The sequence below is a fragment of the Pseudomonas sp. 478 genome (genome assembly GCF_003254125.1).
Lineage (GTDB): Bacteria > Pseudomonadota > Gammaproteobacteria > Pseudomonadales > Pseudomonadaceae > Aquipseudomonas.
Window position 1 is genome coordinate 91,229 of the sequence record NZ_QKZG01000002.1, and the last position, 23,869, is coordinate 115,097.

The window sequence follows — 23,869 nt, forward strand, 5'->3', positions numbered from 1 at the left end:
TATACCCTATCTGCAATTCAATCCTGATGATCACGACCGTGGCCCTGACAAAACTCAACGCTCCCGACCTTGGCAATTCGCCTTCGACGTCGGAAATCATCACCCGTCATCTGCGTGACGCCATCGTCGCCGGGCATTTTGCCGAGGACGAGCCGATCCGCCAGGACGACATCGCCCGTCAGTTCAACGTCAGCAAGATTCCGGTGCGCGAAGCCCTCAAGCGCCTGGAGGCCGAAGGCCTGGTAATGTTCCAGCGTAATCGCGGGGCGATGGTCACCCGGGTTTCCGATGCAGAACTGGCGCAGATGTTCGAAGTGCGCATGCTGCTCGAAGACAAGGTGCTGCGCCTGGCCATTCCGAACATGACCGAAGACACCTTCGCCCGTGCCGAACGCATCTGCCAGGAGTTCATCGGCGAAGATGATGTGGGCCGCTGGGCCGAGCTCAACTGGGAACTGCACGCTTGCCTCTACGAGCCGGCGCAACGACCGTTTCTGGTCGGCCTGATCCGCTCGGTCAACGACAAGCTGGAGCGCTACCTGCGCATGCAGATGAGCCTGTCGGCCGGCAAGGAACGCGCCGATCACGAACACCGGGAAATCCTTGCGGCCTGTCGCGCCGGTGACGTGGACCTGGCGGTGAAGTTGCTCGACGAGCACATTGCCGGGGTCTGCAAGACCCTGTTCGAGCACCTGCCCCACCACCACTAACCGCTCGCCGCACTGTGCCGATTTCGTCATCGGCACTGGATAAAACCATCAAGCCGGCAAGCCCTCGCACAGGCCACTCTTTCGTTCACTCATCTGAACGGACGTGGCCATCCCATGAAACGCATCACCGTGATCGACTCCCACACCGGCGGCGAACCGACCCGCCTGGTGACCGCCGGTTTTCCTGACCTGGGCAATGGCAGCATGGCCGAGCGTCGGCAGCGGCTGGCCGAACAGCATGATCAATGGCGCGCCGCTTGCGTGCTGGAACCACGGGGCAGCGATGTGCTGGTCGGCGCCCTGCTCTGTGAGCCGGTGGACCCGAGCGCCTGTGCCGGCGTGATTTTCTTCAACAACAGCGGTTACCTCGGCATGTGCGGCCACGGCACCATCGGGCTGGTGGCCTCGCTGGCGCATCTGGGCAAGATCGGCCCTGGGGTGCACAGCATCGAAACCCCGGTGGGCACGGTGCAGGCGACGCTGCACGAAGACCATTCGGTCAGCGTGCGCAATGTGCCGGCCTACCGTTACCGCAAAGCGCTGTCGCTGCAGGTGCCGGGGATCGGTCAAGTGACCGGCGATGTTGCCTGGGGTGGTAACTGGTTTTTCCTGATTGCCGAGCATGGCTTGCGCATTGCCGGCGATAACCTCGATGCACTGACCGCCTACACCTTCGCCGTGCAGCAAGCACTGGAAGCTCAGGGTATTCGCGGCGAAGACGGCGGCTTGATCGACCATGTCGAACTGTTCGCCGATGACGTGCAGGCCGATAGCCGCAACTTCGTCCTCTGCCCCGGCAAGGCTTACGACCGCTCGCCCTGTGGCACCGGCACCAGCGCAAAACTGGCTTGCCTGGCGGCCGACGACAAATTGCAGCCGGGACAGATCTGGCGTCAGGCCAGTGTCATCGGCAGCGAGTTCGAGGGTTCCTACGAAATTCAGGGCGAGCGCATTGTGCCGACCATTCGCGGCCGCGCCTTTATCAGCGCCGAAGCCAGCCTGATCATCGAGCAGGACGACCCGTTCGCCTGGGGCATTCGTCCGTGAACGAGGGCCGGGTGGCCGATGTGATCGTGATCGGCGCCGGCATCATCGGCGCCGCTTGTGCCCAGGCGTTGGCGGGACGCGGCTTGCGCGTGCTGGTGCTGGACGCCGGCCTGCCCGGCGCTACGGCGGCGGGCATGGGCCACTTGCTGGTCCTCGACGACAACCCGGCCGAACTGGCCCTCAGCCAATATTCCCTGCAACGCTGGCGCGAACTGGCGCCGGCCCTGCCCGACGGCTGCGCCTACCGGTGCAATGGCACCCTCTGGCTGGCCGCCAATGCCGAAGAAATGGTCGTCGCCCACAGCAAATACCTGAACTTGCAAGCCCAAGGCGTGGCCTGCGAATTGATCTCCAGCAGCGCCTTGCACCAACGCGAACCGGAACTGCGCGAGGGCCTGGAAGGCGGACTGCTGATCAATGGCGACGGCATTCTTTATGCTCCGGCGACCGCCAACTGGATGCTCGACACACCGAACATCAGCCAACGCCGGGCGCGGGTCAGCGAAGTCGACGGCAACCGCGTGCGACTCGACAACGGCCACTGGCTAAGCGCCGAAGCGGTGATTCTGGCCAACGGCGTCCAAACCAATGAGCTGTGCCCGGAATTGCCGATCGAGCCGAAGAAAGGCCACTTGCTGATCACCGACCGCTACCCCGGCAAAGTCACTCACACCCTGGTGGAACTTGGTTACGTCACCAGCGCCCATAACGCCACAGGCCCATCGACGGCATGCAATATCCAACCTCGACCGACCGGGCAATTGTTCATCGGCGCTTCACGACAATTCGGCACCACCGACCCGCAGGTCGAGGGCTGGATGCTGGCGAAAATGCTCCGGCGTGCCACCGACTACATGCCGGGTCTGGCTCAGCTCAACGGCATCCGCGCCTGGACCGGTTTTCGCGCTGCCAGCCCCGACGGCTTGCCGCTGGTGGGTCAGCATCCGCAACGCAAAGGCTTATGGCTGGCGGTCGGTCATGAGGGCCTCGGCGTGACGACCGCCCCCGGCACCGCCGACCTATTGGTCGCGCAGCTGTTCGACGAAACGCCGCCGCTGGCCGCGCAACCGTATCTGCCGCAACGTTTTCTCGGAGAGTCCGTTTATGCCTGAATTGATGCTGGACGGACGTGCCCTGCGGGTTGCCGAGGGCACCAGCGTCGCCGCTGCACTGGCGCTGAGCGGCGACGGCTGCACGCGCACCTCGGTCAGTGGCCAACGTCGCGCACCGCTGTGCGGCATGGGCATTTGCCAGGAATGTCGGGTGACCATCGACGGTCGGCGACGACTGGCCTGCCAGACGCTGTGCCGTGACGGCATGCACGTGGAGACTCAAGCATGAGCGAATACGCCGACCTGCTGATCATCGGCGCCGGTCCCGCCGGCATGGCCGCTGCGCTCGCCGCCGCGTCAAGCGGTGCGCGCATCGTCCTGCTCGATGACAACCCGCTGCCGGGCGGACAAATCTGGCGCGATGGACCTCAAGCCAAGTTGCCGAACCCGGCGCGTCAGATGCGCGAGCGATTGGAGGCGTGCAGCACCATCCGCCGTCATTCGGGCACTCGAGTGATCGCCTGCGCCGGGCCGAAACAACTGCTGGTCGAAGACGCCGATCGAGGCTGGGTGATCGGTTACGACAAACTGATTCTGTGCACCGGTGCTCGCGAATTACTGCTGCCCTTCCCCGGCTGGACGCTGCCCGGCGTGACGGGTGCGGGTGGCCTCCAGGCATTGATCAAAGGCGGGCTGCCGGTGCAGGACGAACGCATTGTGATTGCCGGCAGCGGACCGTTATTGCTGGCCAGCGCCGCCACCGCAAAACACAACGGCGCCCGGGTACTGCGCATCGCCGAGCAAGCCTGCGCGGCCGCCGTTGGCGGTTTCGCCGCGCAACTGCCACGCTGGCCCAACAAGCTGATGCAGTCGGTCACGTTGTTCGACCGCCATTACCGTACCGGAACCTATGTACTGGCCGCTCTGGGCAGTGAGCGACTGGAAGGTGTGCGCCTGCAACAGCAAGGGAAAATCATCGAACTGGAATGTGATCGCCTGGCCTGTGGCTTTGGTCTGATCCCTAATACCCAACTCGGCCAGGCTCTGGGCTGCGAACTTGAGGATCAGGCGATTGCCGTCGATGCCTGGCAGACCACTCGCCGCGCCGACCACTACGCGGCCGGTGAATGCACCGGTTTCGGTGGCAGTGAACTGGCGTTGGTCGAAGGCGCCATCGCTGGCCACGCCGCCGTCGGTGACCTTGATTCGGCCCGAGCATTGTGGCCGCGTCGTGCGCGCTGGCAGGGTTTCGCCAACGCCCTCAACAAAGCATTCACCCTCAATCCGCAACTCAAGTCGCTGGCGCAACCCGACACCCTGGTGTGCCGTTGCGAAGACGTGCCTTACGGTTTGCTGGCCGGGCATGCTGACTGGCGCGAGGCCAAACTGGCCAGTCGCTGCGGCATGGGCGCTTGCCAGGGCCGGGTGTGTGGCGGCGCGTTGCAGCACCTGTTCGGCTGGCAACCTGCGGCGCCACGCCCGCCCTTCAGTCCGGCGCGGATCGAGACCTTGCTGTGCCTGGACGACACCCCGCCCGCCTGAATGCTGGCCCGGGGCTTTCGGCTCCGTCGCCGAGTCTTTATGATCCGGGGCATTGCCTCCAGACGCCCAGCGCCATGTATGCCTCGCTCACTACCTTCAAACCCTGCGACCTGCCCACTCTGCTGAGCAGTCTGCAGCCGATCGCGGCGCTGCTCGACACCCTGTCGGACGTGGTGTTTTTCATCAAGGACAGCGAGGCCCGCTACGCCTTCGTCAACCAGACCCTGGCCCGGCGCTGCGGCTTCAAACACAGTGACGAGCTGCTCGGACGCACCGCCGACATGGTCTTTCCCGAGCGTTTCGGCCCGCTGTACACCGAGCAGGATCGACGGGTGCTGTCCACCGGCCGCGAACTGGCCGACCAACTCGAACTGCACCTGTATTACGGCAACCAGCCGGTCTGGTGCCTGACCCACAAACTCGCGTTGCGCGACCTGCAAGGTCAGATCGTCGGTTTGGCCGGCATTTCCCGCGACCTGCAAGCGCCACAGTCCAGTCATCCGGCATTCCAGAAACTTGCGGCGGTGGACGCGCATATCCGCAGCCATTTCGCCCGGCCGATCAGCCTCGCCGAACTGACCGCAATCGCCGGGTTTTCCGTGGCGCAACTGGAGCGCCATTGCAAACGGGTGTTCCAGCTCACCCCACGGCAGATGATTCACAAGGCGCGGCTGGAAGAAGGCTCCCGGCTTTTGTTGCACACCGACCTGCCCATCACCGAGATCGCCCTGCGCTGCGGTTACACCGACCACAGCGCGTTCAGCCGGCAGTTCCGCGCCTTGACCAGCCTGGCGCCAAGTCAGTATCGCGAAAGCCGTCGCTGAAGCCGGGCGAGTGTTCCTTTAAGGCGCGCCCGCCGTTCCCACTGCTCCCTTCTGTAACACCGCCTGATACGGCCCGCCGAGGCGCTCTTTTCCTACGCCCTGTTCCCACAATCTTGTAAGACCTTTAGCTCAAGGCTTGGCGATTAATTCTCGTCTCAGTTCGGAAACAGGCACGCTCATTGCTAATCTAATATCGTATACGAAATTCACAATACGATATCCAACAGCACTTTCCGACAACGAGGCCTCTATGAAAAACCCCGCATTTGCCGTAGCCCTCAGCGCTGTTCTCAGTACCTCCTTTATCGCCACCGCCCAGGCCGACAAGCTCGACGACATCATTGGTTCGGGCAAGCTGCGCTGCGCCGTGACCCTGGACTTCCCGCCGATGGGTTTTCGCGATGAAGGCAACAACCCGGCCGGTTTCGACGTGGACTACTGCCGCGACCTGGCGAAGATCCTCGGGGTCGACGCCGAAGTGGTTGAAACGCCCTTCCCGGATCGAATTCCGGCACTAGTCTCCGGGCGCGCAGACGTGATCGTTGCCTCCACGTCCGACACCCTCGAACGGGCCAAGACCGTCGGCCTCACCGTGCCGTACTTCGCCTTCCAGATGGTGGTGCTGACCCGCGACAACACCGGCATCAACAGCTTCGCCGATATCAAAGGCAAAGCCCTGGGCAACACCAGCGGCACCTATGAAGCCATTGCTCTGGAAAAAGACGTGAAGAACTGGGGGACCGGCACCTTCCGCGCCTATCAGTCGCAGAACGACACGCTGCTGGCGGTCGCCCAGGGTCACATCGACGCCACCGTGGTCACCAACACCGTGGCCGCCGCCACGATCAAGTCGGGCAAATACAAGAACCTGAAAATCGCCGGCAACGCGCCGTACACCATCGATTACGTGTCCCTGGGCGCCAAGCGTAACGAGTATGGCTTGCTCAACTACCTCAACCTGTTCGTCAATCAGCAGGTGCGCAGCGGCCGCTACAACGAGTTGTTCACCAAATGGGTCGGCACCGAGATTTCACCCACCGACCTGACCGTGCCCAAGGTCTATTACTGAGGTGTCCGGCATGCCTAGGCCAACCTCTCTGACCGGTCGCAGCCTGGTCGCCGGCGCCGCCCAAGGCGCCCTGCTGTTTGCCGATGTGGGCTTGAGTTTCTGGGGCGGGGTCGATCCGTTTAGTGGAGAGATCATCGACCGTCACCACCCGCTCAGCGGCGAACATCTGGCCGGCCGGGTGCTGGCAATCCCCAGTGGTCGCGGCTCATGCACCGGCAGCAGTGTGCTGATGGAGCTGATCAGCAACGGTCATGCGCCGGCCGCACTGGTGCTGGCCGAACCCGATGAGATCCTGACCCTGGGCGTGCTTGTGGCACAGACCATTTTCGAGCGTTCCCTGCCGGTGCTGTGCATCGGCCGGGAGGCCTTCGCCGCCTTGCGCGGCCAGGCCTTTGCTCGGGTCGAAGAGTTAACAGTGACCCTGTTCGAACACCTGCCGGGCGATGCCTGGCAGGCACTCGACAGTCCGTTGCAGACAGCAGAAAAAACCACCGCCATCGAACTCACCGAACACGATCAGGCACTGCTCGACGGCGAGCATGGCAAGGCCGCCCAAGTGGCGATGCAGATCGTCCTGCGCATGGCTGAACTGCAAGGTGCGCGCAGTCTGGTGGACGTCACCCAAGCGCACATCGACGGCTGCATCTATACGGGACCTGCGAGCCTGCGCTTCGCCGAACAACTGGTGCAGTGGGGAGCCAAAGTGCGGGTGCCGACCACCCTCAATTCGATTTCTGTCGACCAACGCCGTTGGCGCGAGTTGGGCATTGATCCGGCACTCGGGGTACCGGCCAGCGCTCTGGGCGATGCCTACATGGCGATGGGCGCACAGCTGAGTTTTACCTGCGCGCCCTACCTGCTCGACAGCGCGCCGAAGGCCGGCGAGCAAATCGTCTGGGCCGAATCCAACGCCGTGGTGTATGCCAACAGCGTGCTCGGCGCACGCACCCTGAAATACCCGGATTACCTGGATATCTGCATCGCCCTGACCGGCCGCGCGCCTCTGATCGGCTGCCATCTGGACGCGCAACGTAAAGCGAGACTGCAAATCGAATTGCCGGTTTTAAGTGACCTGGACGATGCCTTTTACCCCCTGCTCGGTTACCACATCGGGGCCCTGGCCGGCAGCCGGATTCCGCTGGTGCTGGGGCTGGAACAGAGCAGGCCGAGCCTGGACGATTTGAAAGCCTTCGGCGCGGCTTTCGCCACCACCTCTGCCGCGCCGCTGTTTCACATCGCCGGGGTGACCCCGGAAGCACTCGACCCGACGCAGGTGCTGGAGGCGAATGTCCCCGTGCCGGTGGAAAAAATCCGCCTGAAGGATTTGCTGCTCAGCTGGCGCGAACTCAACAGTGCCCGCGACAACCGGGTGGATGTGGTCTCGCTGGGCAACCCGCATTTCTCCCTCAGCGAATTCGCGCATCTGGCGCGGCTGTGCCGGGGTCGGCACAAACACCCCGAAGTAGTGCTTGCCATTACCTGCGGTCGTGCGGTGCTGGAGCAGGCCCGCGAGGCGGGACATATCGCGGTGATCGAAGCCTTTGGCGCGACGCTGGTCACCGACACCTGCTGGTGCATGCTCGGCGAACCGGTGATCCCGCTGGCCGCCAAAACCTTGATGACCAACTCGGGCAAGTACGCCCATTACGCACCCGGCCTGGTGGGCCGCAAGGTGCACTTTGCCAACCTCGCCGAATGTGTCGACGCCGCCTGCAGCGCCACGGCCAGTGGTCGTTTGCCGGCCTGGCTGCAATCGGCCGCTTCTCTGGAGAGCCCCGCGCATGTTTGATTACACCTTCCAATGGCGCGCGACCCTGCGCGCCCTGCCGGACATGCTCGCCGGCGCCTGGGTCACCTTCGAGACCGCTGCACTGTCGATGATCTTCGGCGTGCTGATCGCCCTGGCCCTGACGGTGATGCGCGAAACCAAACAACCGTTGTTGCGCGGCATCGGCAACGGCTGGGTGTCGATCGCCCGCAACACCCCGTCGCTGTTCCAGATCTACGTTCTCTACTTCGGCCTCGGCTCGCTGGATTTGCATGTCAGCTCATGGTTCGCGCTGCTGGCCGGGATCACCTTCAACAACGCCGGTTACCTGGCGGAAAACTTTCGCGGTGGCCTCAAGGCTGTGCCCGGCACGCAGGTGCGCGCCGCGCGTTCGCTGGGTATGAGTGCCTTCCAGGCTTACCGGATGATCATCGTCCCGCAGCTGCTGCGGATCGTGTTCTATCCGTTAAGTAACCAGATGGTCTGGGCGGTATTGATGACGTCGCTGGGGGTGATCGTCGGACTGAACAATGATCTCACCGGCGTGACCCAGGATTACAACGTCAAGACGTTCCGCACCTTCGAATACTTCGCCATCGCCGCGGCGCTGTATTACCTGATTGCCAAGGCGATCGTCGCCGTCGCCCGGCTGATGGCCTGGCGACTGTTCCGCTACTGAGGAGGTGAGCATGTTGACCACCAGTTTTTCCTGGAATGACCTGTTGTTCTTGCTTGATGGCGCCTGGGTCACTCTGAAACTCACGTTCTGGTCGATCATCCTCGGCTCCTTCGCCGGGTTGCTGTTCGGCTTGCTGCGGGCGTTGTTGCCGCGCGCCAGTCTGCCACTGGCCTGGGTGCTGGACGTGTTTCGCAGCGTGCCGTTGCTGATCCAGTTTGTGTTGTTCAACTCACTGAAAAGCATCGTCGGCTTGAACATCAGCGCCTTCAGCGTCGGCTGCATTGTGCTCGGGGTCTACGCCGCCGCGTACTTCACCGAGATCGTGCGCAGCGGCGTGCTGTCAGTGCCGTTCACCGTGCGCCGGGCCAGTCGCTCGCTGGGCCTGAGCTTCCTGCAGGACTTGCGCTGGATCGTCCTGCCGATGGCCACGCGCGTAGCCTTTCCCGGCTGGCTGAACCTGGTGCTCAGCGTGATGAAAGACACCGCGCTGGTGATGTGGATCGGCATCGTCGAACTGCTGCGCGCCTCGCAAACCATCGTGACCCGCATTCAGGAGCCGCTGCTGGTGCTGTGCATTGCGGGCCTCATCTACTACGTCATGAGCCTGGTGGTCGCTCGCCTCGGCGCTCGTCTGGAAAGAAGGTGGCAAGAAAATGATTGAGATCGACAACGTACACAAATCCTTCGGCAACCTCGAAGTGGTCAAGGGCGTCAACCTGACGGTGAACAAGGGCGAGGTGGTGTCGATCATTGGCGGCTCCGGCTCGGGCAAATCGACCCTGCTGATGTGCATCAACGGCCTGGAGCCGATCCAGAAAGGCAACATCCGCGTCGACGGTGTCGAGGTCCATCACAGCGCCACGGACCTCAACCGTCTGCGGCAGAAGATCGGCATCGTCTTCCAGCAATGGAACGCGTTCCCGCACCTGACCGTGCTGGAAAACGTGATGCTGGCGCCGCGCAAAGTACTGGGCAAGAGCAAGGCCGAAGCCGAGGAACTGGCGGTGAAACAACTGACCCACGTCGGTCTGGGCGACAAGCTCAAGGCCTTTCCCGGCAAGCTCTCCGGCGGTCAGCAACAGCGCATGGCGATTGCCCGCGCCCTGGCCATGTCGCCGGACTACATGCTGTTCGACGAAGCCACTTCGGCCCTCGATCCGCAATTGGTAGGCGAGGTGCTGGACACCATGCGCATGCTCGCCGAAGACGGCATGACCATGGTGTTGGTGACGCATGAGATTCGCTTTGCCCGGGATGTGTCTGATCGTGTGGCGTTCTTTCGCAATGGGCTGGTGCATGAGATTGGCTCGCCGGATCAGGTGATTGGTAATCCGGTGCATGCCGAAACTGCGGCGTTCCTGAAATCAGTGAAGTAGCGGATGGCCCCTTCGCGAGCAAGCCCGCTCCCACAGTGATTTTGTGTACACCATCAAACCCTGTGGGAGCGGGCTTGCTCGCGAAGGGGCCCTAACAGACAAAACAAGGAGCAGACCATGCGCTCATCGAAAGTCATCCATGTAGTCAGCTGCCACGCCGAAGGCGAAGTCGGCGACGTGATCGTCGGCGGCGTCGCGCCACCACCCGGGGCCACCGTGTGGGAACAGTCGCGCTGGATTGCCAAGGATCAGACCCTGCGCAACTTCGTCCTCAACGAGCCGCGCGGCGGCGTGTTCCGTCACGTCAACCTGCTGGTGCCGGCCAAGGATCCTCGGGCGCAGATGGCCTGGATCATCATGGAACCAGCCGACACACCGCCGATGTCCGGTTCCAACTCACTGTGCGTGGCCACCGTGTTGCTCGACAGCGGCATCCTGCCGATGACCGAACCGCAAACCCGGCTGGTGCTCGAAGCACCGGGCGGACTGATCGAAGCGGTGGCCGACTGCCGTGACGGCAAGGTCGAACGGGTGGAAATCAAGAACGTGCCCTCCTTCGCTGACCGCCTCGACGCCTGGATCGAAGTCGAAGGCGTTGGCTCATTGCAGGTCGACACCGCATATGGCGGCGACAGTTTTGTGATCGCCGATGCCAAGCGCCTGGGCTTTTCCATTCGTCCTGATGAAGCGGCGGAGCTGGTCGAGGTCGGGCTGAAAATCACCCGCGCGGCCAACGAACAACTGGGCTTCATCCATCCGCTGAACCCCGAGTGGTCGCACATTTCCTTCTGCCAGATGGCTGCGCCCCTCGTCTATGAAAACGGCATCTCCACCGGCGCCAACGCGGTGGTGATTCAACCCGGCAAGATCGACCGTTCGCCCACCGGCACTGGCTGCTCGGCGCGCATGGCGGTGTTGCAGGCCAAGGGCTTGATGCAGGTCGGCGAACGTTTTATCGGCCGTTCGATCATCGGTTCCGAGTTTCACTGCCGCATCGATTCGCTGACCGAAGTGGCCGGACGCCCGGCAATTTACCCGTGCATTTCCGGCCGGGCCTGGATCACCGGCACTCACCAATTGCTGCTTGATCCGAGCGATCCGTGGCCACAAGGCTATCGCCTGTCTGACACCTGGCCTGGGGCCTGAGCACGGCCTTACAAACCCTGACCAAAAAACTCTGACCAACGGCTAGTAAAAAAACCCTCGTAACTGAAAAAAGCACTGGCCGAGTCTTTTCACTTGAAATATCGTATACGAAATACAATTAACGAACCGGAGGCAACAATGAGCAAGCGCATTAACTGGAGTGGTGTCTTCCCCGCGGTGACCACTCAATTCAACGACGACTTCTCCATCAACCTGGAAAAAACCCACCAGGTGATTTCCAACGTGATCCGTGACGGCGTGTCGGGCCTGGTGGTGTGCGGTTCGGTGGGGGAAAACACCTCACTGACCGCCGAAGAAAAAATCGCCGTGACCGAAGTCGCGGTCGACGCTTCCCGCGGTCGCGTGCCGGTGATTTGCGGTGTGGCTGAATTCACCAGCATTCAAGCGGCCAAGGTGGCCAACGCGGTGCGCCGGGTTGGCGTTGACGGGGTCATGCTGATGCCGGCGCTGGTCTACGGTTCCAAGCCGTTCGAAACCGCCGAACACTACCGCTACGTGGCGAAAAACGCCGACGTACCGCTGATGGTTTACAACAACCCGCCGATCTACAAAAACGACGTCACCCCGGACATCCTGATTTCCCTGGCCGACTGCGACAACGTGGTGTGCTTCAAGGATTCCTCCGGCGACACCCGTCGTTTCATCGACGTGCGCAATGAAGTGGGCGACCGTTTTGTGCTGTTCGCCGGCCTTGATGACGTGGTGCTGGAAAGCATCGCCGTGGGGGCCGAAGGCTGGGTCTCGGGCATGTCCAACGTATTCCCGAAAGAAGGCGAAACCATCTTCCGCCTGGCCAAGGCCGGTCGCTTCGCCGAAGCCATGCCGATCTACGAATGGCTGATGCCGATCCTGCACCTCGACGCCCGTGCCGACCTGGTGCAGTGCATCAAGCTGTGCGAAGCCATCGCCGGTCGCGGCAGCGCCCTGACCCGTCCACCACGCCTGGCCCTGCCGGAATCCGATCGGGTTTTCGTCGAGCAGATCATGGCCAAGGCCTTGGCCAACCGTCCGGAACTGCCGGACGTCGGTCTCTGAGTGATTGCCGGGCGGGTCCTTGAGGACCCGGCCCGGCTGCCTGTCTCTGCGCCTCTACAGGAAACGTCAGCATGCCCACTCCTCACAGCATCTCTCGCGCAACTACGCCCTCGGGACTCAAGCGTGTCGTGGCCGCCGCCATGGCCGGCACCGTCGCCGAATGGTATGAGTTCTTTCTCTACGGCACTGCCTCGGCACTGGTCTTCGGCCAGCTGTTCTTCCGTCAAACCGACAGCCCAATCGACGGCATCCTCGCCGCCTTCGCCTTGTATGCCGTTGGCTTCCTCGCCCGCCCATTGGGTGGCCTGGTGTTCGGTCACTACGGTGACAAGTTCGGCCGCAAACGCTTGCTGCAACTGAGCCTGGTGGTGGTCGGTATCACCACGTTCCTGATGGGTTGCCTGCCCGGCTTCGACCAGATCGGCTACGCCGCGCCCGTGTTACTGGTGCTGCTGCGGCTGATCCAGGGTTTCGCCTTCGGCGGTGAATGGGGCGGTGCAATTCTGCTGGTGTCCGAACACTGCCCGGACAATCGCCGAGGCTTCTGGGCCAGTTGGCCGCAAGCCGGTGTCCCGGCCGGTAACCTGGTGGCGACCGTCGCGTTGCTGCTGTTGTCGTCGAACCTGTCGGAGGAACAATTCCTCGCGTGGGGCTGGCGTGTAGCGTTCTGGTTCTCGGCGGTGGTGGTGGTGATCGGCTACTGGATTCGCACCAGCGTCGATGACGCGCCGATCTTCAAAGAAGCCCAGGCCCGTCAGGCGCAAAACAAGCAACAGCAATTGGGCGTGGTCGAAGTGCTGCGTCATCACTGGCGTGCGGTGCTGGTCGGTATCGGCGCGCGGTTTGCCGAGAACATTCTTTACTACACCGTTGTAACCTTCTCGATTACCTACCTGAAATTGGTGGTGCACAAGGACACTTCAGAGATTCTGTTTCTGATGTTCGGCGCGCACCTGCTGCATTTTTTCATAATCCCGCTGATGGGTTATCTGTCCGACCTGGTCGGACGCAAACCGGTGTACCTCACGGGTGCGATCCTCACCGCGTTCTGGGGCTTCATCGGCTTCCCGATGATGGACACCGGCAACAATTGGCTGATCATCGGGGCAATCACCCTGGGCCTGGCGATCGAGTCGATGACCTACGCCCCCTACTCGGCGCTGATGGCGGAAATGTTCCCGACCCACGTGCGCTATACGGCGTTGTCCCTGTGCTACCAGGTGGCACCGATCTTCGCCGGCTCGTTGGCGCCGCTGATTGCCCTCACCCTGCTCAACAAGTACCACAGCTCGACACCCATCGCCTGGTACCTGGTCGGCGCCGCGCTGATCTCTATTGTCGCCGTCGGCCTGACCCGGGAAACCCGTGGCAAGTCACTGCACCTGGTGGATAGCGAATCTGCGGCGCGGATCGCTGCCCTGGACAACGCCGAACCCGCCACCGCTCGCCGGGGTGATTCGCTAGCTTGAGCCTGGCGATCAATTGTGGCGAGGGGACTTGTCCCCGTTGGGTCGCGAAGCGGCCCCAAAACCAGTGATCGGCTGCGTCAGGCACTCCCCATTCGTTGAATTTGCGACCGCTACGCGGTCGAACGGGGCGATGCGGCGTCCCGACAAGCCCCCTCGCCACAGTTTTGTGTCCGGCGCGCCTTTGCCTTTGCCCCTTTTCGACAGGAGTTTTTCATGCCCCACATCATCGGCCACAACTACATCGGCGGAGCGCGCAGTGCCGCTGGCAACATCACCGTGCAAAGCCATGACGCCAGCACCGGTGAAGCGCTGCCCTACTCGTTCACACAAGCCACCGTTGAAGAAGTCGACGCCGCCGCCCAGGCCGCAGCTGCCGCCTACCCAACCTTCCGCAACTTGCCGGCGAGCCGGCGCGCAGAGTTTCTCGAGGCCATCGCCGCGCAACTGGATGCGCTGAACGATGAATTCGTTGCCCTGGTCACCCGCGAGACGGCGCTGCCAACCGGGCGTATTCAAGGTGAGCGCGGGCGCACCAGCGGCCAGATGCGCCTGTTCGCTCAGGTCCTGCGCCGTGGCGATTTCTACGGTGCGCGCATCGATCGCGCTTTGCCCGAGCGTCAGCCGCTGCCTCGTGTGGATCTGCGTCAGTACCGCATCGGCGTGGGCCCGGTCGCGGTGTTCGGTGCGAGCAATTTCCCACTGGCGTTCTCCACCGCCGGTGGCGACACCGCTGCCGCCCTGGCCGCCGGTTGCCCGGTGGTGTTCAAGGCCCACAGTGGGCATATGGCGACTGCCGAACGGGTGGCCGATGCAATCCTCCGCGCCGCCGAGCAAACCGGTATGCCCAAGGGTGTGTTCAACATGATCTACGGCGCGGGTGTCGGCGAAGCGCTGGTCAAGCATCCGGCGATCCAGGCGGTGGGTTTTACCGGTTCGCTCAAGGGTGGACGCGCCCTCTGCGACATGGCCGCCGCACGGCCTCAACCGATTCCTGTGTTTGCCGAAATGAGCAGCATCAATCCGGTGCTGGTGTTGCCCGAAGCCCTGAAACTGCGCGGGGATAAAATCGCCAGTGAGCTCGCCGCGTCAGTGGTGCTGGGCTGTGGCCAGTTCTGCACCAACCCCGGATTGGTGATCGGCATTCGCTCCCCCGAGTTCAGCGCATTTGTTCAATCGCTCAGCGCGGTAATGGCCGACCAGCCGGGGCAAACCATGCTCAACGCCGGCACGTTAACCAGCTACGCCAAGGGCGTGCAGGCGCTGCACGCGCATCCGCACATCAGCCACCTCGCCGGCCGCGAACAACAGGGCAAGCAGGCCCAGCCGCAGCTGTTCAAGGCCGACGTCAGCCTGCTGCTCAATGGCGATCCTCTGTTACAGGAAGAGGTTTTCGGCCCGACTACCGTGTTGGTGGAAGTGGCCGACAAGGCCGAACTGCAACGGGCGTTGCAGAGTTTGCACGGTCAACTCACGGCCACCCTGATTGCCGAAGCCGGTGACCTGCAAACCCATGACGAGCTACTGCCGCTGCTTGAACAGAAAGTCGGCCGGGTACTGTTCAACGGCTACCCGACCGGCGTCGAAGTCTGCGATGCGATGGTGCATGGCGGGCCCTACCCGGCCACCTCCGATGCCCGTGGCACCTCGGTCGGCAGCCTGGCCATCGAGCGTTTCCTGCGTCCGGTGTGCTACCAGAATTGCCCGGATGCGCTCCTGCCCGACGCGCTGAAAAACGCCAATCCGCTGGGCATTACCCGTCTGGTCGATGGCAACAGCCATCGCGAACCGCTGTAAAACCACCCAATCGAACAGCGACCTCCTGTGGGAGCGGGCTTGCTCGCGAAGGGGCCATAACATTCAACATTTCTGTCGACTGTTACACCGCTTTCGCGAGCAAGCCCGCTCCCACAGGGGGATTGGTTGCCCTCCGTTTCAATCCAGCAGGGCTTTCAAGTCGTTGTACAAGGCTTCGGGAATCTGCACGCCCTCCACCAGACTGCGCGCTCGCGCCTCGTAACGCCGTTGCGACGGCAAGCGGGCGCCCTGCCCTTGTATGCTCTGGAACATCACTTCGGCACGAGCCAGATGCTGCTCGGTGGCCTCGCCGAGAAAGCGTCGCGGATCGAGGGCGATGATCAGCTCGCCGTGGTATGGCGACGACTTGCTGCCGGCGTCATAGGCCAGCGACTCGGCACTGGTCAGGTCACCAATCAACGGCCCGGCGATCAACTCCACCATGGCGGCCAGCGCCGAGCCCTTGTGCCCGCCGAACGTCAGCATCGCGCCGGCATCGAGTACCACGTTCGCATCGGTGCTCGGCTGCCCGTCTGCATCGACGCCCCAACCTTCGGGAATCGCTTTGCCGGCACGTCGATGCAACTCGATCTCGCCACGGGCAATCGCACTGGTGGCGAAGTCGAACACAAACGGATCCTTGCCCGAACGCGGCCAACCGAAGGCAATGGGATTGGTGCCGAACACCGGCTGACTGCCCCCCGCCGGCGCGACCCAGGCATGGCTGGGATTACACGCCAGCGCCACCAGGCCGGCAGCGGTCAATTGCTCGATCTCGACCCACAGGGCGGAAAAATGCACACAGCGATTGATCGCCAGGGCCGCAATCCCGTTTGCCCGGGTTTTCTCCTCCAGCAATGGCAGACCCGCCTGAAACGCCAACTGGGAGAAACCACCCGCCGCATCGACCCGCACAATCGAAGGTGCCTGGTCGATCACCCGTGGCTCGGCATCGGCCACCACCTTGCCGGCCCTGAGCGAATTCACACACCCCAATACCCGATACAAACCGTGGGAGGCGCAGCCATCGCGCTCGCCGGCAATCACCGTGGCGGCCACCGCCTGAGCGTGGGCAAGGTTGAAACCGTGGTGCAGCAAGATCGATTCGGCCAGCTCGCGAGCTTCGGCCAGGGACAGTCGTTTCATCATCAACTCCTTGGACAGACCGTCCAGACTGGCCCAATCCAGACGCCACGGCTTGATCGCTTTAGGCCCGGTCGACGACGAATTCGGCATATCCCGCCAACAAGCCATTCGTCGGCTGGACCGCGCACCACCCCTTGACACCGATTGAGCTCTGCGCGAGTATTATTTCCATCGCATACGATACAAACGTATACGACAGACAAATACCACCTATTGAAACGTTGAGGATTCATCCCATGAGCAAGATCGAAAAAGTACTGGTTACCGGCAAGACCCACACTACATTCAGCGACGCCACCCGTGCCCACGGCAAGCTCGACATCGAGCTGTCATCGCCAAGTGACGCGAAACCGGCCCACGTGTTCGCAGCCACCCAAGCGCACCCGACCGCCGAGCAACTGTTCGCCGGTGCGTGGTCGGCCTGCTACATCTCCGCCATCGAACACATAGCCAAGGCGAAAAAAGTGGTGCTGCCGGCCGATGCATCTGTCGACATCGAGATTGATCTGGGCCAGACCGGTCAGGCTTATTTCCTCCAGGCTCGATTCTTTGTCCGCTTGCCGGGCGTGGCACACGACGTCGCCACCGCGCTGGCGCACGCCGCCCACGAACTCTGCCCGTACTCGAAAGCGACGCTGGGCAACATCGACGTGGCGCTGAACGTCCTGACGGCGTGAAGATCGCTTTAATTTATTAAACATATCGCATGCGATATAAGCGCATACGAAAACAGTAAACACTCAGGAAATCATCATGAGCAAGATCGAAAAAGTACTGGCCACCGGCAAAACCCACACCACCGTCAGCAGCGCTGGCACTACCTCGCGCGGCCATGACGGCAGCCTCGACATCACCCTGTCAACGCCCGGCATCGCCAAGCCCGCCCACGTGTTCGCCGCTACCCAGGCGCACCCGACTGCCGAGCAACTGTTCGCCGGTGCCTGGTCGGCCTGCTACACCGCCGCCGTCGGGCTGGTGGCCGGTGAGATGAACGTGGTGCTGCCGTCGGATCTGTCCGTCGACATCGAAGTCGATCTGGGTCAGACCGGTCCGGCTTATTTCCTTCAGGCTCGATTGACTCTGCGCGTGCCGGGTTTGTCCCACGATATCGCGACGACACTGGCGCACACCGCCGATCAAATCTGCCCGTACTCGAAAGCGACGCGGGGTAACATTGACGTGGCCCTGAACGTCCTCACGGCTTGACGCACCGCGCGGCGTTGCTATCGATCAGCATTGTCGATATGCCACATATGACGTATGCGCTTTAAGCGCATACGAATCACAAACCCAACAACACGTTGAGGACTCAACCATGAACAAGATCGAAAAAGTCCTGGCCACAGGCAAAACCCACACGACATTCAGCGACGGCGCCAACTCTTCCCGCGGCCTCGCCATCGAGCTCTCGTCGCCGGGAAACCCTCGGCTGGCACACGAGTTCGCCGCCATTGTGCCGCACCCAACGGCAGAGCAGTTTTTCGCCGGCGCATGGTCGGCCTGCTACACCGCTGCCGTCGAGCTGGCGGCGAAAAATATGCAGGTGACGCTGCCGCCCAATCTGGCCATTGATATTGAGGTCGATCTGGGTCAGACCGGTCCGGCCTACTTCCTCCAGGCCCGGCTGACTCTTCGCGTGCCAGGCTTGACGCAAGCCGTCGCGACGGAGCTGGCGCACGCTGCAGACCAAATCTGCCCGTACTCGAAGGCAACGCGCGGCAATATCGACGTGGTCATCAACGCCCTGACCGCATGATGCACCGTACGACCGGTTCGACTTTCGCCGTCGAGCCGGTCGCCACCGTCAGTTAGAGTCGTTCCGACACAATCGCATACGAGGTATATTTCACTTTTTGCGAGCCACCCGTCTTTGGCCAACGAGGAAGCACATGAAACCCACAGACAACACCCCTGCTGATCTAAAGCTCTCCGAATTCCTGTGTTTTGCGGTCTATTCCACCAACCTGGCCTTCGGCAAGGCGTACAAGCCGATACTCGAGCAGCTTGGGCTGACCTATACGCAATACATCACCATCGTAGCGCTGTGGGAGGAAGACCATCAGACCGTCGGCAGCCTGGGGGAGAAGCTGTTTCTGGAATCGAACACCCTGACCCCGATCCTGAAGAAGCTGGAAGCGATGGGCTTTTTGCAAAGGCAACGCGACCCCGAGGACGAGCGCCAGGTACGGATCAGCCTGACGAAGAACGGTCGACAGCTGCGCGAAAGCCAACCGGAAATGGGCCTCGCCGACGCGACGGGCCTGACGCTCGACGAGTTCACGATTTTGCAGAAGGCGATCGTGAAGTTGCGCGGCAATCTGATCAAATCGACAAAAGCCGGGGAATGAGCCGGCACACCGATCTGGACATTTTCGTGCGCGAACTAGCGCACCGCCTCATCCCCCACCACCCCGCGCTCCTCCAGCAAGCGCACAAACATGGTCAGGCTTTGCGACACCGTCCCTCGGCGCCACACCAGCCAGGTGCGCAAATAGCGGAACGATTCCGATAGCGGCCAGACGCTCACCGTGGTGCATCCGGGCATGCTGTTGAGCATGCTGCGGGGCATCAGCGCCAGGCCTGCACCAGCGCTGACGCACGCCAGCATGCCGTGATAGGACTCCATTTCGAAAATCTTGCCGGGCACCGCCGCGTCCTTGGCGAACCAGCTTTCGAAGTGATGGCGGTAGGAGCAATTGGAGCGGAAGGCGTAGATGTTTTCGCCATTAACATCCCGCGCTCGATGGATGGGGGAATGGTTGAGCGGTGCGATTACCACCATTTCTTCCTCAAACGCCGGCACGCCTTCCAGTGCCGGGTGCAGCACCGGTCCATCGACAAACGCTGCCGCCAGTCGGCCCGACAACACCCCGTCGATCATCGTCCCCGAAGGCCCGGTGGACAGGTCCAGCTCAACCTTGGCGTACTTCTGGTTATACGCAGCCAACAGCTCAGGGATGCGCACCGCAGCGGTACTCTCCAGTGATCCCAACGGAAACGAACCCTGCGGTTCTTCGCCCGCCACCGTCGCGCGAGCCTCCTGGACCAGGTCGAGGATGCGCCGGGCATAGTCGAGAAAACTCCAGCCCGCCGGCGACAGGCGCAGACGGCTCTTCTCGCGGATAAACAGGTCCACGCCCAGATCCAGCTCCAGCTGCTTGATCCGCGTCGTCAGGTTCGACGGCACCCGATGGATGTGCTGAGCCGCCGCGCTGATGCTGCCGTGTTCGGCGACGGCCTTGAAAATTTCCAGCTGAACCAGATCCAAGTCATTCTCCAAACGTGAACGATATGCTCAGTATTATTCAGTTTCCAGAAAACAAACGCCACCGTAACCTGAGCGCATCCCCACCTCGCAGGACGGTGCCATGACTCAAGTTTCCAGCCTCACCCATGCCATTTCGATCAACCCCGCCAACGGCGAGCAGATCGGCCACTACCCTTTCGAATCCGCATCAGCACTGGACGCCGCCCTGTCCCGCGCCGCTGCCGGGTTCCGCGCCTGGCGCAGCAAACCGGTTGATCAACGCTCGCAGTTGTTGATCGCTCTGGCTCGGGCATTGCGCGACAACGTCGCCGCGATGGCGAACATGATCACCCTGGAAATGGGCAAGCCGATCACTCAGGCACGCGGCGAAATCGAAAAATGCGCGCAACTCTGCGAGTGGTACGCCGAACACGGCCCGGCGATGCTGAGCGCTGAACCGACGCTGGTGGAAGGTGGAAAAGCGCGCATTGAATACCGCCCACTCGGCCCGATTCTCGCGGTGATGCCATGGAACTTCCCGATCTGGCAGGTTCTGCGCGGCGCCGTTCCAGCGCTGATCGCCGGCAACACCTACGTGCTCAAACATGCGCCCAACGTGATGGGCAGCGCCTATCTGTTGCGCGAAGCCTTCAAGCAAGCCGACTTTCCCGAAGGTGTCTTCGAGGTCATCAATGTCACGCCGGACGGCGTCTCCAGCGCAATCGCCGATCCCCGCATCGCGGCGGTGACCCTCACTGGCAGCGTGCGAGCCGGCATGGCCATCGGCGCTCAAGCCGGCGCGGCGTTGAAGAAGTGCGTGCTGGAACTGGGCGGCTCCGATCCGTTCATCGTTCTTAACGATGCCGACCTCGACGAAGCGGTCAAAGCCGCCGTGATTGGCCGTTATCAGAACACCGGGCAAGTTTGCGCAGCGGCCAAACGCTTGATCGTCGAGCAAGGCATCGTCGAGGAATTCACACGTAAGTTCGTCGAAGCCACGCAAAAACTTGCAGTCGGTGATCCACTGGCCTCCGACACCTACATCGGCCCGATGGCCCGCTTTGATCTGCGTGATGAACTGGATCAACAGGTGCGCGACACCCTGGAAGAAGGTGCGACGCTGTTGATGGGCGGCAAGAAGGCTGAAGGCCCTGGCAACTTTTACGAGCCCACGGTGTTCGGTGATGTCACCGACCAGATGACCTCGTTCAAACAGGAACTGTTTGGCCCGGTGGCCTCGATCATCACCGCACGCGATGCGGCCCATGCTCTGGCACTGGCGAATGACAGCGAATTCGGTCTCGCCTCAACCATTTACACACGCAACGTCGAGCTTGCCGAGCAGATGGCCAATGAACTGGAAACCGGTGGCGTGTTTATCAATGGCTATTGCGCCTCCGATCCGCGTGTCACTTTCGGCGGAGTGAAGAAAAGCGGTTTTGGTCGTGAGCTCTCGCATTTCGGTGTGCGCGAATTCTGCAATGCCCAGACGGTGTGGCTGGATCGGCACTGATTGCATAACGATGCCCGGGAGCCCTTTGGCTCCCGGGCTCACGTGCTATTCGTTCAGGTAATACAGTTTGTTCACAATCATCCAGCGATAGTTGATGTTCAGTAGCGACAGATAATCGGTAAAGCGCATGCCGAGATATTCATCAATGACTTTTACCGCGGCGGCATCGCCCGTGATATCGATGCTGAGTACTTCCCAAAATGGTTTGACCTCTTTGGGTGCCGGTCCTTCGGCCTTGATCGCGCCGATAAATTCCTCCAGCGATAACCATTCAAGCTTGTCTTCGTAATGGCCGATGATGCGGCAAGCAGGATGAAAGGCTTGTCGCAGCAAGGCTTCATCGGCGAACACCATGCCTTCCACATAATTACGGACCACCACGTTGATGTGTTCTTTAGCCAGCGATTGAGTCGTCATGTCATACCTCCAGCGTTCTCGTCCTCGCACCGCCGGATCAGGTTGTTCGATCGTCTATTCCACCCTGAAAGTCTAGCACCGCGCGCCTGGCCGTCCTGGACGGCGACTATGATGATGAGGGTCACCTGCCTTTCGAGGAGCTGAGAGATGTCGCTGACTCTTTATCACCATCCGCTGTCGTCGTTCTGCCACAAAGTGCTCATCGCGCTCTATGAAAACGCTGTCGACTTCGAAAAGCGGATCATCGATCTCGCCAACGATGCAGACAGAACAGAGCTGCAAGCGCTGTGGCCGTTCGGCAAGTTCCCGGTCATCCGCGACCATGCTCGCCAACGCAACGTGGCGGAGACCACGATCATCATCGAATACCTGGACCGATTTTATGCGGGTGAACATCCACTCGTTCCCAACGATTGGGACACCGCGCTGGAAGTCCGTCTGTGGGACCGAATCTGCGACCACTACCTGCAAACGCCGCTGCAACAGATCGTGCTCGATCGCATCCGCGACGCTCACGGCGATTTGACCAGAGAACGTTCCACACTGCGGACAACGTACGGCATGCTCGACCACCAGATGGCGTCGAGAATCTGGCTCGCCAGTGCAGATTTCAGTCTGGCCGATTGCGCCGCGGCCCCGGCGCTTTTCTATGCCAGCACGCTCGAGCCGTTCCCCGACGACTATGGCCACTTGAAAGCCTATTTCGACAGACTGACAAGCAGACCGTCCGTCCAGCGGGTCATCGACGAAGCCAGGCCCTGGTTTTCGTTTTATCCATTTGAAGAGGCGATCCCGAAGCGATTTCGCCAGCCGCCGGACAACACCTGACCGGCCAAGAAAGTTCGCCCTACCCCACCACGTCAATCAACTGCTCGCGCTGCGCCCCCGTCAGCATCGGACCAAAACCGGCACCGGCATTTTCCGCCATGTAACGCGGGTTGCTGGTGCCGGGGATCACGCAGGTCACCGCCGAATGCGTCAGCAGGAACTTGAGCGCCAGTTGCGGCCAGCTGCTGATCCCCACTTGCGCGGCCCAACCCGGTAGCGGCTTGCCCTTCAAGCGGGCGAGCAAATCACCGCCGCCGAAGGGCCGATTGCAGATCACCGCCACGCCCCGCTCGCGACACAGCGGCAGGATGCGTTTCTCGACGCCACGATCGTCCAGGGCATAGTTGATCTGCAAAAAGTCCAACGGCTCGGCCTTGAGCACCGCTTCCACCTCGTCATACGCCGACGCCGTGTAATGGGTGATGCCGATGTAACGAATGCGCCCTTCTTCCTTCCATTTGCGCAGCGTGGGCAAATGGGTTTTCCAGTCCAGCAGGTTGTGAATCTGCATCAGGTCGATCCGGTCGGTCTGCAGCAGCTTGAAAGACTGTTCCATCTGCGCGATGCCTTCTTCGCGGCCACGGGTCCACACCTTGGTGGCCAGAAACGCCGGTGAGCGCGGCTCATGAATCGACAGCAGCTCACCGGTCGTCTGTTCGGCGCGACCGTACATGGGCGAACTGTCGATCACCTTCCCACCCTTCTCGAACAACGCGCGCAGCACCGCAGGCAGTTGCTTGTAGGCCGGACTTGAAGGCACGACATCAAAACCGCGATACGTGCCCAGCCCAACGATCGGTAAGCGTTCGGCGCTGGATGGAATGGTCCGGGTCAGCATGTTCTTGCCTCCTGTTTCGGTCGACGGCGTGGATGCTGCAAAAGCCGGATCGAAGGTGAAAACCACCGAAGCACCGGCAGCCAGCGTGAGTATTTTTCGACGCGTGTAGCCATCAGTGTGGCTCATGAAATTGCCCTTCCACATTTTTGCTGTCAGCCACGGTCCACTGCACGTCTCGCGCCGCACGCACGAGGCTGGCCACATCAGCATAGCTACCGGCGACTGCGCCGCTTTTTCCGACGGCAGGACGTTGAGCCATTTCACAGCGACGGGCATGGGTGCCCCTCCCGGTGCGTCGCGCGATCGGTCTACTACACTCTGACAGCGATCAAGCGATAGCCGTCTTCA

General features: G+C 61.8%; 25 protein-coding genes. 21 read left to right on the top strand and 4 right to left on the bottom strand.

From position 1 onward, the window contains the following. Positions 1-26 precede the first annotated feature (26 nt). The 15 genes from DFS28_RS03990 to DFS28_RS04060 all read left to right on the top strand — a co-directional run bounded on the left by DFS28_RS03990 (position 27) and on the right by DFS28_RS04060 (position 15,532). Positions 27-710, top strand: coding sequence for a GntR family transcriptional regulator (locus DFS28_RS03990; RefSeq protein WP_165933965.1), 684 nt, complete (start codon positions 27-29; stop codon positions 708-710). A gap of 114 nt (positions 711-824) precedes the next feature. Beyond that, positions 825-1,757: a 4-hydroxyproline epimerase gene (locus DFS28_RS03995; protein WP_111448658.1), complete on the top strand. Its 933-nt coding sequence runs from the start codon at positions 825-827 to the stop codon at positions 1,755-1,757. Beyond that, positions 1,754-2,869 (top strand): FAD-binding oxidoreductase, encoded by a 1,116-nt coding sequence (locus DFS28_RS04000; RefSeq protein ID WP_111448659.1) that lies wholly within the window; start codon positions 1,754-1,756, stop codon positions 2,867-2,869. The genes DFS28_RS03995 and DFS28_RS04000 overlap by 4 nt, the downstream gene beginning before the upstream one ends. Beyond that, positions 2,862-3,098, top strand: coding sequence for a (2Fe-2S)-binding protein (locus tag DFS28_RS04005; protein ID WP_008157207.1), 237 nt, complete (start codon positions 2,862-2,864; stop codon positions 3,096-3,098). The genes DFS28_RS04000 and DFS28_RS04005 overlap by 8 nt, the downstream gene beginning before the upstream one ends. Further along, the gene (locus tag DFS28_RS04010; protein ID WP_111448660.1) at positions 3,095-4,351 is read left to right on the top strand and encodes an FAD/NAD(P)-binding oxidoreductase; all 1,257 of its coding nucleotides are present in this window, start codon (positions 3,095-3,097) and stop codon (positions 4,349-4,351) included. The genes DFS28_RS04005 and DFS28_RS04010 overlap by 4 nt, the downstream gene beginning before the upstream one ends. 74 nt (positions 4,352-4,425) lie before the next feature. Next, the gene (locus DFS28_RS04015; protein ID WP_074877194.1) at positions 4,426-5,175 is read left to right on the top strand and encodes an AraC family transcriptional regulator; all 750 of its coding nucleotides are present in this window, start codon (positions 4,426-4,428) and stop codon (positions 5,173-5,175) included. 250 nt (positions 5,176-5,425) lie between these two features. Further along, a complete protein-coding gene (locus DFS28_RS04020) occupies positions 5,426-6,244 on the top strand; it encodes a transporter substrate-binding domain-containing protein (RefSeq protein ID WP_008157204.1) in 819 nt (272 codons plus the stop codon). A 10-nt stretch (positions 6,245-6,254) separates the two neighbouring features. Then, positions 6,255-8,033, top strand: a complete 1,779-nt coding sequence (locus DFS28_RS04025; RefSeq protein WP_111448661.1) for an aconitase X — start codon at positions 6,255-6,257, stop codon at positions 8,031-8,033. After that, positions 8,026-8,691: an amino acid ABC transporter permease gene (locus DFS28_RS04030; RefSeq protein WP_008157202.1), complete on the top strand. Its 666-nt coding sequence runs from the start codon at positions 8,026-8,028 to the stop codon at positions 8,689-8,691. The genes DFS28_RS04025 and DFS28_RS04030 overlap by 8 nt, the downstream gene beginning before the upstream one ends. A gap of 10 nt (positions 8,692-8,701) precedes the next feature. Next, a complete protein-coding gene (locus DFS28_RS04035; RefSeq protein WP_008157201.1) occupies positions 8,702-9,352 on the top strand; it encodes an amino acid ABC transporter permease in 651 nt (216 codons plus the stop codon). After that, a complete protein-coding gene (locus tag DFS28_RS04040; protein WP_008157200.1) occupies positions 9,345-10,067 on the top strand; it encodes an amino acid ABC transporter ATP-binding protein in 723 nt (240 codons plus the stop codon). The genes DFS28_RS04035 and DFS28_RS04040 overlap by 8 nt, the downstream gene beginning before the upstream one ends. A 117-nt stretch (positions 10,068-10,184) precedes the next feature. Then, the gene (locus tag DFS28_RS04045; protein ID WP_111448662.1) at positions 10,185-11,213 is read left to right on the top strand and encodes a proline racemase family protein; all 1,029 of its coding nucleotides are present in this window, start codon (positions 10,185-10,187) and stop codon (positions 11,211-11,213) included. A gap of 138 nt (positions 11,214-11,351) precedes the next feature. Further along, a complete protein-coding gene (locus DFS28_RS04050) occupies positions 11,352-12,269 on the top strand; it encodes a dihydrodipicolinate synthase family protein (RefSeq protein ID WP_111448663.1) in 918 nt (305 codons plus the stop codon). Positions 12,270-12,340: 71 nt separating this feature from the next. Further along, the gene (gene abaF, locus DFS28_RS04055) at positions 12,341-13,738 is read left to right on the top strand and encodes a fosfomycin efflux MFS transporter AbaF (protein WP_111448664.1); all 1,398 of its coding nucleotides are present in this window, start codon (positions 12,341-12,343) and stop codon (positions 13,736-13,738) included. 213 nt (positions 13,739-13,951) lie between these two features. Next, entirely contained in the window at positions 13,952-15,532 is a 1,581-nt protein-coding gene (locus tag DFS28_RS04060) for an aldehyde dehydrogenase (NADP(+)) (protein ID WP_111448665.1), read from the top strand. 138 nt (positions 15,533-15,670) lie between these two features. Here DFS28_RS04060 and DFS28_RS04070 read toward each other — a convergent pair whose 3' ends face one another. Beyond that, positions 15,671-16,678: an Ldh family oxidoreductase gene (locus DFS28_RS04070; RefSeq protein WP_111449110.1), complete on the bottom strand. Its 1,008-nt coding sequence runs from the start codon at positions 16,676-16,678 to the stop codon at positions 15,671-15,673. Between the two features lie 236 nt (positions 16,679-16,914). Here DFS28_RS04070 and DFS28_RS04075 point away from each other — a divergent pair, with 236 nt between their 5' ends. The 4 genes from DFS28_RS04075 (at position 16,915) to DFS28_RS04090 (ending at position 19,026) form a co-directional block, all read left to right on the top strand. Continuing rightward, complete coding sequence (locus DFS28_RS04075) at positions 16,915-17,355, top strand: Ohr family peroxiredoxin (RefSeq protein WP_111448667.1); 441 nt, start codon at positions 16,915-16,917, stop codon at positions 17,353-17,355. A 76-nt stretch (positions 17,356-17,431) separates the two neighbouring features. Continuing rightward, the gene (locus DFS28_RS04080; RefSeq protein WP_111448668.1) at positions 17,432-17,884 is read left to right on the top strand and encodes an Ohr family peroxiredoxin; all 453 of its coding nucleotides are present in this window, start codon (positions 17,432-17,434) and stop codon (positions 17,882-17,884) included. A gap of 109 nt (positions 17,885-17,993) precedes the next feature. Further along, the gene (locus DFS28_RS04085; protein ID WP_111448669.1) at positions 17,994-18,434 is read left to right on the top strand and encodes an Ohr family peroxiredoxin; all 441 of its coding nucleotides are present in this window, start codon (positions 17,994-17,996) and stop codon (positions 18,432-18,434) included. A gap of 133 nt (positions 18,435-18,567) precedes the next feature. Continuing rightward, positions 18,568-19,026: a MarR family winged helix-turn-helix transcriptional regulator gene (locus DFS28_RS04090; RefSeq protein ID WP_111448670.1), complete on the top strand. Its 459-nt coding sequence runs from the start codon at positions 18,568-18,570 to the stop codon at positions 19,024-19,026. Positions 19,027-19,061: 35 nt separating this feature from the next. On the opposite strand, the gene DFS28_RS04095 is transcribed toward DFS28_RS04090, so the two are convergent. Further along, positions 19,062-19,946 carry a LysR family transcriptional regulator gene (locus tag DFS28_RS04095; RefSeq protein ID WP_111448671.1) on the bottom strand — a complete coding sequence of 295 codons (885 nt, stop codon included), beginning with the start codon at positions 19,944-19,946 and terminating at the stop codon, positions 19,062-19,064. Positions 19,947-20,046: 100 nt separating this feature from the next. Between DFS28_RS04095 and DFS28_RS04100 the strand changes: the two genes are divergently transcribed. After that, a complete protein-coding gene (locus DFS28_RS04100) occupies positions 20,047-21,438 on the top strand; it encodes an aldehyde dehydrogenase family protein (protein ID WP_111448672.1) in 1,392 nt (463 codons plus the stop codon). 45 nt (positions 21,439-21,483) lie between these two features. Here DFS28_RS04100 and DFS28_RS04105 read toward each other — a convergent pair whose 3' ends face one another. Continuing rightward, positions 21,484-21,855 carry a nuclear transport factor 2 family protein gene (locus DFS28_RS04105; RefSeq protein WP_111448673.1) on the bottom strand — a complete coding sequence of 124 codons (372 nt, stop codon included), beginning with the start codon at positions 21,853-21,855 and terminating at the stop codon, positions 21,484-21,486. Between the two features lie 147 nt (positions 21,856-22,002). Between DFS28_RS04105 and DFS28_RS04110 the strand changes: the two genes are divergently transcribed. Then, positions 22,003-22,683 carry a glutathione S-transferase family protein gene (locus tag DFS28_RS04110; RefSeq protein WP_111448674.1) on the top strand — a complete coding sequence of 227 codons (681 nt, stop codon included), beginning with the start codon at positions 22,003-22,005 and terminating at the stop codon, positions 22,681-22,683. A gap of 19 nt (positions 22,684-22,702) precedes the next feature. Here the strand turns inward: DFS28_RS04110 and DFS28_RS04115 are convergent, their stop codons facing one another. Beyond that, on the bottom strand, positions 22,703-23,647 hold the full coding sequence (locus tag DFS28_RS04115; protein ID WP_111449111.1) for an aldo/keto reductase: 945 nt from the start codon (positions 23,645-23,647) through the stop codon (positions 22,703-22,705). Between the last annotated feature and the right edge of the window lie 222 nt (positions 23,648-23,869).

Bases quoted from the DNA above. Each gene is read 5' to 3' on its own strand.
- DFS28_RS03990 (WP_165933965.1), top strand. From the start codon at position 27: ATGATCACGACCGTGGCCCTGACAAAACTCAACGCTCCCGACCTTGGC.
- DFS28_RS03995 (WP_111448658.1), top strand. From the start codon at position 825: ATGAAACGCATCACCGTGATCGACTCCCACACCGGCGGCGAACCGACC.
- DFS28_RS04005 (WP_008157207.1), top strand. From the start codon at position 2,862: ATGCCTGAATTGATGCTGGACGGACGTGCCCTGCGGGTTGCCGAGGGC.
- DFS28_RS04010 (WP_111448660.1), top strand. From the start codon at position 3,095: ATGAGCGAATACGCCGACCTGCTGATCATCGGCGCCGGTCCCGCCGGC.
- DFS28_RS04015 (WP_074877194.1), top strand. From the start codon at position 4,426: ATGTATGCCTCGCTCACTACCTTCAAACCCTGCGACCTGCCCACTCTG.
- DFS28_RS04020 (WP_008157204.1), top strand. From the start codon at position 5,426: ATGAAAAACCCCGCATTTGCCGTAGCCCTCAGCGCTGTTCTCAGTACC.
- DFS28_RS04025 (WP_111448661.1), top strand. From the start codon at position 6,255: ATGCCTAGGCCAACCTCTCTGACCGGTCGCAGCCTGGTCGCCGGCGCC.
- DFS28_RS04030 (WP_008157202.1), top strand. From the start codon at position 8,026: ATGTTTGATTACACCTTCCAATGGCGCGCGACCCTGCGCGCCCTGCCG.
- DFS28_RS04035 (WP_008157201.1), top strand. From the start codon at position 8,702: ATGTTGACCACCAGTTTTTCCTGGAATGACCTGTTGTTCTTGCTTGAT.
- DFS28_RS04040 (WP_008157200.1), top strand. From the start codon at position 9,345: ATGATTGAGATCGACAACGTACACAAATCCTTCGGCAACCTCGAAGTG.
- DFS28_RS04045 (WP_111448662.1), top strand. From the start codon at position 10,185: ATGCGCTCATCGAAAGTCATCCATGTAGTCAGCTGCCACGCCGAAGGC.
- DFS28_RS04050 (WP_111448663.1), top strand. From the start codon at position 11,352: ATGAGCAAGCGCATTAACTGGAGTGGTGTCTTCCCCGCGGTGACCACT.
- abaF (WP_111448664.1), top strand. From the start codon at position 12,341: ATGCCCACTCCTCACAGCATCTCTCGCGCAACTACGCCCTCGGGACTC.
- DFS28_RS04060 (WP_111448665.1), top strand. From the start codon at position 13,952: ATGCCCCACATCATCGGCCACAACTACATCGGCGGAGCGCGCAGTGCC.
- DFS28_RS04070 (WP_111449110.1), bottom strand. From the start codon at position 16,678: ATGAAACGACTGTCCCTGGCCGAAGCTCGCGAGCTGGCCGAATCGATC.
- DFS28_RS04075 (WP_111448667.1), top strand. From the start codon at position 16,915: ATGAGCAAGATCGAAAAAGTACTGGTTACCGGCAAGACCCACACTACA.
- DFS28_RS04080 (WP_111448668.1), top strand. From the start codon at position 17,432: ATGAGCAAGATCGAAAAAGTACTGGCCACCGGCAAAACCCACACCACC.
- DFS28_RS04085 (WP_111448669.1), top strand. From the start codon at position 17,994: ATGAACAAGATCGAAAAAGTCCTGGCCACAGGCAAAACCCACACGACA.
- DFS28_RS04090 (WP_111448670.1), top strand. From the start codon at position 18,568: ATGAAACCCACAGACAACACCCCTGCTGATCTAAAGCTCTCCGAATTC.
- DFS28_RS04100 (WP_111448672.1), top strand. From the start codon at position 20,047: ATGACTCAAGTTTCCAGCCTCACCCATGCCATTTCGATCAACCCCGCC.
- DFS28_RS04105 (WP_111448673.1), bottom strand. From the start codon at position 21,855: ATGACGACTCAATCGCTGGCTAAAGAACACATCAACGTGGTGGTCCGT.
- DFS28_RS04110 (WP_111448674.1), top strand. From the start codon at position 22,003: ATGTCGCTGACTCTTTATCACCATCCGCTGTCGTCGTTCTGCCACAAA.
- DFS28_RS04115 (WP_111449111.1), bottom strand. From the start codon at position 23,647: ATGAGCCACACTGATGGCTACACGCGTCGAAAAATACTCACGCTGGCT.